This is a genomic window from Lonsdalea britannica (assembly GCF_946477055.1).
Classification (GTDB): Bacteria; Pseudomonadota; Gammaproteobacteria; order Enterobacterales; family Enterobacteriaceae; genus Lonsdalea; species Lonsdalea britannica_A.
The window spans coordinates 1-10,650 of the sequence record NZ_CAMKXG010000113.1 but is presented as its reverse complement, the minus strand read 5'-3'; the positions used below and the strand labels follow the sequence as shown (position 1 = coordinate 10,650).

7 protein-coding genes are annotated in these 10,650 nt (G+C 60.4%); all 7 read right to left on the bottom strand.

The window, feature by feature from the left end; all coding sequences use genetic code 11:
• On the bottom strand, positions 1-1,039 hold a 1,039-nt coding region (locus Q7O77_RS09440; RefSeq protein WP_304166195.1), incomplete at its 3' end, for a tetratricopeptide repeat protein.
• 83 nt (positions 1,040-1,122) lie between these two features.
• Complete coding sequence (locus Q7O77_RS09435) at positions 1,123-2,538, bottom strand: VasL domain-containing protein (RefSeq protein ID WP_304166193.1); 1,416 nt, start codon at positions 2,536-2,538, stop codon at positions 1,123-1,125.
• Between the two features lie 45 nt (positions 2,539-2,583).
• Positions 2,584-6,087 (bottom strand): type VI secretion system membrane subunit TssM, encoded by a 3,504-nt coding sequence (gene tssM / locus Q7O77_RS09430; protein WP_304166191.1) that lies wholly within the window; start codon positions 6,085-6,087, stop codon positions 2,584-2,586.
• Between the two features lie 24 nt (positions 6,088-6,111).
• Complete coding sequence (gene tssA / locus Q7O77_RS09425) at positions 6,112-7,515, bottom strand: type VI secretion system protein TssA (protein ID WP_304166198.1); 1,404 nt, start codon at positions 7,513-7,515, stop codon at positions 6,112-6,114.
• A gap of 17 nt (positions 7,516-7,532) precedes the next feature.
• A complete protein-coding gene (vasI, locus tag Q7O77_RS09420; protein ID WP_304166188.1) occupies positions 7,533-8,123 on the bottom strand; it encodes a type VI secretion system-associated protein VasI in 591 nt (196 codons plus the stop codon).
• The gene (locus Q7O77_RS09415) at positions 8,123-9,661 is read right to left on the bottom strand and encodes a sigma-54-dependent Fis family transcriptional regulator (RefSeq protein WP_304166185.1); all 1,539 of its coding nucleotides are present in this window, start codon (positions 9,659-9,661) and stop codon (positions 8,123-8,125) included. Before Q7O77_RS09415 ends, vasI begins: the two co-directional genes overlap by 1 nt.
• A 2-nt stretch (positions 9,662-9,663) precedes the next feature.
• A partial coding sequence (locus tag Q7O77_RS09410; RefSeq protein ID WP_304166182.1) for an AAA family ATPase occupies positions 9,664-10,650 on the bottom strand: 987 nt, incomplete at its 5' end.

Here is a 10,650-nt window from a genome sequence, read left to right as displayed (position 1 = left end):
GTACGTCGCCCTGCGCCGCCGCTTTAGCGAATTCGGCGCGAGCATGCACAAGATCCCCCGACTGCTGGTAGTAAAGACCCAGCTCATACTGCGCTTTTAGGAAACCTTTAGACGAGGCGATCTGGAAGTACTTCACTTTCTGGTCCGCATTCGGCGACAAAACGCCAAGCTGGTAGTTGGCTTCCGCCGAGCCGCCCGCCGCCGCCTTTTGCAGCAACGTTTCGCCCCGCGCTTTATCAAGCGGCAATTTATCGCCGGTCAAATACGCCATGCCCAGCCACAGCTGAGCCTGCGGTTCGCCGCCCTCCGCGGACTTGCGATACCACTCGATCGACTCCTGGCCTTGCGTGTGTTGCGCCATCCAGCACTGCGCCTGTGGCTGTCCTGCCTGCGCCGCCTTGTAATACCCGCGTTCGGCCATATCGCTACGCTGCGTCACGCCCTGCCCTTTCTCATAGCGTTGCGCCAGCTGATACTGCGCGTCTCGGTTGCCCTGTTCGGCCGAACGTTCGAACCAGCGGATCGCCTCTTTGGCGGAGTCCGGATGCGCCGCGTACCACTCCGCCATCTCAAGCTGAGCGCCCGCATGACGCTTACCGGCGGCCGCTTCAAACTCGTCCATACACTCCGGCGCCAGCTTGTTTTGATGCCGTAATTTGCACTGCATCCCCAGACGATAGTTGGCTTCGCTATTGCCGAAATACGCCGATTTGTGCCACCAGCGTTCGGCCAACGGCATGTTTTTGGGTTCGCCCAGTCCTTGCTGATACCAGTCGGCAACCTGTAGCGCCGCCGTCCCGCGCAGGTCGCTGCTCGCGCTCAGTCTCCCCTCCTGCTCCGCCGCTTTCTGCATCCAGCGCATCGCGGCCGGATAATCCGGTTTGGCGGCCAGTCGTCTCGCCAGCTGATATTGCGCCGTCCCGTTGCCCTCGGAGGCGACGCGCGTCAGGTCTTGCTCGGACAGCGACGACACCGGGGTGCCGCACGCCGTAAGACACCCTGCCGTCAGGAGTAGAACCGCTGTTTTACGCATCATCATTTCGCTTTTACCGTCAATAGATCGCCGCGCCCGGCGTCCGCCACACGGTACGCAAGAGACGCGGCCTCAATGCCTGTGGGCCGTCAGCTGCCCGTATTTTTCTGCTTGAGTTTGAAGAGTCGGATACTCAGCGCATCCAGCTCATTTTCCATCCGCTCCAGTTCGCCGGGATTGACCGTGCCTCGTTCCGCTTTCTGGGTTTCCAGCTGTTTCAGCCTCAGGGTGAACGGCGTGCCGGAGAGCAGGTTTTTTTGGATCTCGTAAAATTGGGATTTCAGGTAGGAGATGCTGACCGTTTTACGCTGTTGCTCCAGTTCCTGCAGCTGCTTCAGCATGCCGTCCACGCGAGCCTGAGCATCCAGATAGGCGGGTGACGACACCGGGACATCCTGACGCTGCGTCAGCGACTCTTGCCACTGACGCCCCATCTCTTTGACGGCCAGCGAGTCGGGATAAAGCATCTGCAGCGAGTTCTTCAGGTTCTCGCCGTACTGATAGACCGAGAGCGGCGAGGCGTGTTTGATCTGATCCAGCTGCGCCTGATAGCGCGCGATCACACGGCCTTCCATCCCCTGCAGCGTCTGCTCGCCCAGCGAGATACGCACCTGGCGGATATCGTTGTAATCGAGGATGTTCGGCAACGCCTGAGCAGGCTGCATCAGCAGCTCGACCGCGGCGTTTTTACGCTCCTGCATCACGTGCCAGCCGAAGACCGCTGCGACGGGCAGCGCGCAGCTCAGCAGCCCGCAGGCAAACCAGAACCACGCCGGTTTATGCTTGCGGCGCGCCTCGATCTTCAGCACGGTTGGTTTGACCTCGCCTTTTTCTCTGCCGACCAGAATGCTGCCGGTCGGCAGCGCCTGCTGATCGCCCGCGCTCGTCGAGGCAGCGCCGTCCGACTTGAAATACACCATCGGCGGGATCTGCATGTCCTGCTTTCTGATCTCCTGATCGTCGGAGACGATCACGATCTCCGTCTCATCGAACAGATGGGTATAGCCTTCGATAAAGTGAACCAGATTTTCGATACGAGGCACGCGGCTCAGGCCGACGTTGTGCAGCTTCTCGCTGATCAGCTGTAGCGAACGTTCGCAGCGATAAATCAACCGACGATCTTCCTGACTGATGGCATAACCCCGGATCACATCGCTGACGCGGGCGATAAACCAGTCGATCATTTCGATACGCGCGCGATCCTGATGCGCCGGCGGCCAGAAGTTGTCCCACTGGGTCACGATCAAGTTGGCGAGAAACTCGCAGCCTTCGGTAAAGCCATTCAGCCCCTGTAACCGTGACCGCGCGAGGACGAAATACACGGCGGTCTGCAAATCCACGCCGTGCTTCTCAAAAATGATGCCCGCCATTCGATGGATTAATGCCCAGTCGACTTCCGGCCGGGAGGCGTGGCTCAGCTTGTTGATTTCAATGCGTAAAGTTTCGTATTCGGGCAGCATTCGCGGATCGCGACCGACCGTCAAAGCCTGCTGTGCGTCTTGCATAGTGATGAAATCCATTTAACGGGGGCGCAAGCGCCCCCTCGAACATTAATACAGTGATTCAGGCAGTTGGAACTGGCTGAACAGACCACCGGCGAACGGGTTGTGGCTGGCGTCGGTGTAAACGCGATAGGACATCGATCCCTGATCGACGGCGAACTGCACGTCGAACGTGTTCTCGTTGACCTGCCTCAACTCACCGATATTGATCAGGCGGAACATCGCCCACGGCCCGATGTAGCCCAGGCTACGCGGCGAACGTTCGCGATTGTCCGGCACCAGCGTGATTTTGCTTTCCGCACCGTCGCGCATGTTGTTCGGCCAGACCAGCGGCGTTTTCTGACGACGGCCGTGGGAGTACTCCAACAGCTGTCCGTCGAGATTCAGCACGCTGCGCCGTTTGTTCGCAGTCAGCTCGATAGGCTCCAGCACGAAGTGTATTTCCAGCCCGCCCTGCGCATTGAACAGTGTTTTGCGGATGCGATCGGCGCGATCCAACTGCTTGACCAGCTCGGTCTGCAAGGTCGTGCTCACGTCGCCGCTTCCCTGACCTTCGTTCAGAATGGACTTCAGGTTGGCCTGATAGAAGCTGTCCAGCGTGCCGCCGGGAGCAAAGAAGCGCTCCATTTCCGACAGCGCCACGTCCTTGTCGGACTCAGGATTGAACGGATAGCGATCCGCCAGCTGATCGTTGAACGGCGCCACCACTTTGTCCTGCCATTCCTGATTCAGCGAAGACATCGCCAGATCCAGCACCAGGTGTGAACTCTGCTCGGCGATCTGCCCAACCCAGCGATCCAGCGGCGTCGGCAGGCTGCGCGCGTACTGTTGCAGTGCGAAGGCCGGATCGGCGAAGCGGTTGGTCTGACGCAGCTGCATCGCCTTGAGCGCCGCCTGACCCGGATCGCCCGCGTTCACGATCTGCTCCAGACTGTGGTAGAACTCCGTCAGCTTCTGATTCACTTCCTGGATCAAGGCGACCTGATCGCCGCGACCGCTCAGCGTCGAGTTGGTGGTCATAAACGTACGGCTAATACGCGCATTCATGACCTGCGCCGGATCGTGGTCGTTATCCGACAGTTTTCGGGCGCGGGTGTTGTCATTCAATGCCGCGATCACGCGTTGGAAAGGCTGATCGTTACCGGTGATGGCCGTTAGCACGTCCAGCGCCTGTTCCGGCGTTTCCAGCGGCTGCACGTCCAGACCCGCCAGCACTTTCTGCCACTGGTTGACGTAGTCGGTGATATAGCGATCGTTGACCTGACGCTGGATCTCTCTTCGGTCTTCATCGCTCAGATAGACTTTCTCACGCTGGCCCAGTACCCACGCATCCAGCGCGGCCAGATCGAACAGCGTCTTATCCTGTTTGACGAAGTATTCGCTGAAGCCCGCATTGGTCAGCAACCGCGGCACCGTGCCCGCTTTGTCGTTGCGCAGCGTGAAGACGGTATCGAACACCGGTCCGACTTCATCGCGCATCATCATATCCGGCGGCAACACATCTGCCGATTTGGTCACCAGACTCTGGTAGATGCGTTGGAACATGGGCAGTTTACTCAGCTCACGCTGCGCGTCGGCGATGGGCATCCGGAACGGTTCGAAAGCGGCAATCGCCTGCGCGTCTTTCTGCTGACGGGCCTGATGCCAGTCGGTGTGCTCCAGCGCATAGTCCAGGTGCTGCATCAGATGTTCCTGCACCTTGCCCTGACCGGGGAACGCCCGCTGCCAACGCTGTCCCATGTACTGCTCGACCACCGATTTGTTGCGACCAGATGCATCGTCGACCATCCGCATGATGCGCAGGATCGCCAGCTTCTGTTCGCTGCCTTTAGGAGCCTGATTGAGATCGTCCTGCAATCCCTGCATCACCGCCGGCAGGAAACGCTGGCTCAGCAGTTGCAGATAGGTGCCTTCCACAAAAGGACCGATCTTATCGCCCTGATATAGCCCCATTTCCGACAGCACCGGCGTTTTCTCGCGATAGTCGCCGAACGACAGCGTCGCCTCGCGGATCAGGTTAAGGCGCGGCAGCTGTCCGTAGCCGAAGCCTTGGTTCTGCTGTCCCGCCAGCTCGGTGGTATCCGTAAACGCCTGCGCCTTGTTCAGTACATTGCGCCCAGCCTCTTCGTTCAGCCGATAGTAGTGATGCCAGCCGATCACCAGCAGCGCGGCAAGCACGCCCATGCACCCCATGCCGATGCCGATACGGCGGCGGCGATAAAGGCTGTGCAGACGGTTTTCCCCGGCCAGATGCGCTTCGGGGAAGATGACGCCGGAGAACAGGCGTTTCACGAAGAAGGTGTTGGATTCGCCTTTCAGAGCCGAATTGACCGGCTCCGGCAGCTGATAACGGAAGGTCGCCGCCTGCGCGAAGGCATCGAACGGCACGCCCTGCTGATAAACGGAACACGCGTAAACGCCGCGCACCAACAGCGGTTTGTACTCTTCCGGCGTAATCGCGTCGGCAAGGATCTCTTCGACGTAGTCTTTCAACCCGGCCAGCTGACGCGTGAAGCTGAACAGCGCGCTGCGTTGTTCGCTGGTGAGATTGGAGAGCATGTTGTCAGGCAGATTGTCGTTCAGCGCGGACACCCATTTGTCCCAGAACGCATCCAGCTCTTCCTGCCAGCCTTTACCGGCGCTGCCTTTCAGATCGAAGGTCACCCCGAGGATGGACTGACGCGTTTCCTTATCCAGCTGACGGTAGGCGATGTCGAAGCCGCGCAGCATATCCAGCTTGGTGAGCGCGACATAGATCGGCAGCCGGGTGTTCAGCGTGGTGGCGATCTCCTGAATGCGTCCGCGGATCAGCTGCGCGAAGGCTTTACGTTCCGGCACGCTGGCATGCGATAGCCAGGCCAGATCCAGCGTCAGCACCAGACCGTTCAGCGGCTGACGCTTACGATTTTGGCTTAGCCACTGCAGCAAATGCGTCCACAGACGTTCATGTTTGCGTTCTACCGGCGCCAGATCGGGATTCGACGGCGCCATCATCTGGCCGTCGGGATCGAAGATAATCGCGTTTTCGCCTACCCAGCAGTCCACTTCCTGACCTGCGGCGAAGTCTCGCAGTTCGGCATCCAGATGCGGGTTGAGCTTGTTCGCCTCGTTAGCGCGGTGGATCAGGCTGCTTTTACCGCTGCCCGGCAGACCGATCGTCAGGTACCACGGCATCTTGTAGAGAATGCCCGCCCCCAGATGTGCGCGCAGCGCCAGCAGCCAGCGATCCAGAAACGCCTGCTGTTTGTCGACGAAGATCTGTTGAGGATCGTGTTCGGCGATCTTCTGCTTTTGCTGTTCAGCCCGGATATGGCGTACACGACGCCACAGCCGCCAGGCGCTGATGCTGAAACCCAGCCAGAGCCACAGCAGCGTGAAGACGATACGTGACCAGATCGTATCCAGCGGCCGCGTGTCGAATACATGCAGTCTCGGGCCAAGCCACCAGGCCAGCGCCAACACGACAATCCAGAGCACGATCCCCAGCATGACCCAGGAGAGCTTTAGCTTCGGCAGCTGTTGCCGCAAAAAGGTAATGATTGTTTTAAACATAAGTGACCATTCACTCCGAATGTCTTATTTTGACCACGAGGTTGCAAAGCGCTCAAGGCGGCTAACCAGTCCCGGCTCCCACTGCGACAGTCCCAATCGCTGGGTTTCTTGCCACAAAGCGTGGTAATGCTGTGTTGCTAACGTCTTCATTCCTTCCTCCGCCAGCAGATCCGCTAAGATCAGCTGGGCGTAAAAACGGCCTCGGGGCTCTTTTATCTTGGCCATTTTCTTATCCAGCAACGTCATGGCGGCGTTCAACCCTTTCTCCGCCCGACATTTCGCCGCTTCGCCCGCCAGATCGTCGGACTGCCCGGACGACGACTCGCCGTTCGTCTGTCCGGCATCCACCCATTCCCGGCAGGCGTCGGTCAGGAACGGCGTTCCATCGTTGAACGTGAGTTCGCGCAGGGTCGGCAGACGCGTCAGAAAGGCGTGCAGCTCATCGGCGATGGCCGAGGCCGCCGCTTGACAGCCCAACTGAGCGGCGATCTGCGCCGACAACATGTGCCCTTCAAACCAGTACGGCGCCAAGACCAGACTCTGTTCAACGCGCGCCCACAGCGCTTTGTCCGCCTGCCCCATCGCCGCCTTGTAGTCGTCCACCATATCCGCCGACATGGGGGCCAATTGCGTGGCGTTGCCTTTCGACGTCAACGGCGGCGTGGTGATGCCGGACCAGATGGCGTGACGGCGCAGACGGTATCCCACCGGGGTATCCGCCTGCTGTTCCACCAACAGTTCCGCCACCTTGAGCTGCGTTTGCCGCCAGGCGCGATCGTCCGAGTGGTTGATGTCCACCGACGGCTTCGGCTCCGCCTGACCGGACGACGACGACGCCACACTGGCGGTCGCCTGCGCGCGCGGCGGCGGCTCATTCGCCTTGACCTGCTCAGCGCGACGGCTCTGAGTGCGGCGCAGACTGACCGTCAAATCGTCAAACAGCGTGTTGTCCGGCGCGACGGCGGACCAACGCTGAGCGAACTGTTCCGACAGCGTCAATAGCTGGCCTAACTCGGCCACCGAGGCATTTTCGGCGACGCGCGGCAGCACGCTGTCGAAACGCTTGGCGACCTGCGTCATCAACCGCGTTTTCTGCAACGTGTTCTGCGGCCAAGCCGTGGTCCAGTAAACGTTCACCCAGTCGTCCAGCAGCATCAATGCGGTCGCGAACGGCGTCGCTTTCGCCGGATGCTGTAAACAGCGCAGCAGCTGGACGAGGACACGCATGTCTTTAGTCCGCGTCTCCAGCAACGTGAGGCACTGCTCCGCCACTGCGTTAAGATCCACCTGGCTGTGGGCCAGCGAGCCCAATTTCACCATCTCGGTTTCGACGTCTTCCCAGAGAGGATCATCCGCCGGAACCGCGCCGCTGACCCGGTCTACCGGCAGGGGCGTCAGCAGCCGCTGACACGAGGGATAAGAGTGGATTGCCATGACCTGTTCTCCTACCACCGACATTGCTGACGCAGCGGCTTGAGGGCGTCGCCCAGACCGGAGAGATCGACCTGCACCGTTCTGCCGCGATCATCCGACAACAGCAGCTCGCGATGGCCGATCCAGCGTTTAAGCTCTTCGATGGCAGGCAGACCGCGACCAAACTCCAGCAGCATCCCGCGATTGCGGACGAACCAGTTGTCCGCCGTCGGTTCGCCATCGATGCGCGCCTGAATTTGCTCTCCCGGCCACGCGTTATCCAGCTGCAAGCGCAAGTGGGTAATGGCGCTGGAACAGGAGATGGTCAACGTGCCGCCCTCAACGGCGCGGCGCGTTAGCGTCTGACTGTCCGAGGCCTCGTCACGATTCAGAACAAACCCGTTACGCCCGAGATCGGCGTGAGTCGCAACGAGATCGGGCCAATTCGCCGCGTGTGCGGACGCGCCGGAAGACGGGGCCGACGTTCTGCCGATGGCGTCGTAGCAGGCCAACCGCACCTGCGGCACGGTTTCCTGACTACACTGCTGCAACAGCCGCTCCCAGTGGGGATCGGGCGCGCTCGTCGCCGACACCAGCAGCGGCAACAGGGATAAAATACTCATCAATTCACCTCCAGCTTCTGGCACTTGTGGTCCAACGTCCGCTTGGGAATGTTGAGACTTTCCGCCACCAGTAAGCGATTTCCCTGAAAATGGCGCATACGCTCGGCGATCACCGCCGCTTCATACTGCTGCGTAGCCAGACGCAAATCCCGGATATGGTTGTAGCCGTCTTCCAACACGATGGGTTCGTTGTCGAGGCCCGTCTTCAGCTCCAGGGGCAACGCGTCCAGCGTGATCTCCTGTCCCGCCGGAGTATTGGCGCAGGCGACTTCCAGCAGGTTCTTGAGTTCGCGAACGTTGCCGGGGAAGTCGTAATCGATCAGGTGCTTGAGAACGGTGCGCGGCAGCGCGCCGTACGTTTTGCCTTCCTGACGACCAAACAGTGCGATGAAGTGTTCGCAGAGCAGCGCGATGTCATCCGGCCGTTCCCGCAACGGAGAAACCTGGATCGCGCACTGGCAGAGGCGATGATACAGATCCTGCCGAAAGCGCCCTTCGCTGACGTACTGCTCCAGCGGCTGATGCGTCGCCGCGATGATGCGAAAGTCGGAGTGGCACTCTTTATCGCCGCCCAGCGGCCGGAAGGCGTGCGTTTCCAGCACGCGCAGCAGCTTGGCCTGCATGATCATCGGCATATCGCCGACCTCATCCAGGAACAGCGTCCCGCCGTTGGCCTGCGCCACCAGCCCGTCTTTATTGCTCTGCGCGCCGGAAAAAGCCCCTTTTTGATAGCCGAACAGCTCGCTTTCAATCAGGTTTTCGGGGATCGCGGCGCAGTTGATAGCGATAAACGGTTTGTCGGCGCGAACCGAACACTGATGCAGCAGACGCGCCACCACATCTTTGCCCGCGCCGGTTTCGCCCTGAATCAGCACCGACAGATGGTGATGCGCGGCCTGAGCAATCTGCTGATGCAGGCGTCGGATCGCCGTCGACTGACCAATGAGCGAGGCTTCCAGCAGTTTCTCTTGCTGGCGCTGGAGCGCGCCTTCCCCTTTGATCTGACGCAGTGAGTCGCGCAGCACGGTCTGCTCGCGGCGGCTGCGGCCCAAATCCCGCAACAAGGCAAGCTGATGCGTGAAAATGCGCGCCAGCAGCGGCAGCTCATCTTTCTCATGCCACTCCTGCAGCCTGAAGCCGCTGTCGAACAGCGCCAGAACGCCGACCGATTTGCCGTTCTCGCCGTTGACCGGCAAGGCGTGCAGACCACACTGCGCCCCGACGTCCGCCAGCAGTCCGCGAAATGCGGCGTGCTCGACGCGCGCGCCGCCGTACAGGGAGTCCCAGGTTCTCACCTGATTTTTGTGCAGCACGTAAGCCAGGGGATGGCTGAAGTCATCGACATCCAGCGTCAACGACACCGGTTTGCCGTGAATCCATCCCTCGCAGGTTAACTGCCGCCCGCTGATATCCACCAATCCCAGAAGAGCGCCGCTCGGCTGCCAGTGATCCCGCAGGGTATCCAGCAACCAGTCGCAGAGTTCGGCCTCATCGCGAGGCCGGGTCAACGAAAGCGCGAATTCGAGGGCTTGCTGCATAATCAGCCCTCCACCTCTGAAACAAACTGGCCGTCGTTTACGCTGAAGCGAATGCGCGCAATGGCATCGCCTGCGGAGATACGTTGCAGCAGCTGCAACGACACCGGCGGCAGCAGGTGACCGTCGATCACGGACTCCAGCATGCGCGCGCCGTTTTCGCTGCGGTTAGCCAACCGCAAGATCTCTACCGGCACGTCGTCGTCGATCACCACGTCGGCGTCGAAGCGCGCTTTCAGCAGATTGACCAGACGCGACAGCTTGCCGTGGACGATATCGACCAGCGTATCCTGCGCCAGCGGCAGGTAAGGGATAACTTCCATACGCGCCAGCAGCGCCGGTTTGAAGAAGCCCGCCAGTTCGGGATAGAGCGCATCCAGCAGGTCATCCTGCCGATCGGCGTAATCCACGATGGTCTGGAAGCCCAGGTTGGACGTCAGGAAGAAGACGACGTTCTTACAGTCGATCAGGCGACCTTCGCCATCCGCCAGCTCCCCTTTGTCGAAGGCCTGATAGAACAGGTTCAACACGTCAGGATGCGCTTTTTCGACTTCATCCAGCAGCACGACCGAGTACGGTTTCTGGCGGATGGCTTCCGTCAGAATGCCGCCTTCGCCGAAGCCGACGTAGCCCGGAGGCGAGCCGATCAGGCGAGACACGGTGTGTTTCTCCTGATATTCCGACATGTTGATGGTGGTCAGATAGTTGCGCCCGCCGAACATGAGGTCGGCGATCTGCAAGACGGTTTCGGTCTTGCCGACGCCGCTCGGTCCGACCAGCAGGAACGCGCCCAGCGGACGGCCGGGACGACGCAAATCCGCACGGGCGGTCAGCAGATGTTTGTGCAGCTGGGCAATGGCCAGATCCTGCCCTTTGATGTTCGCGCCGAGGTGCGTCGGCAGCTGGGTGACGACATCCAGTTCCCCCTGTGAAATACGGTTCAGCGGCACGCCGGTCCACTCGGCGATCACGGCGGCGACCTGTGATTTATC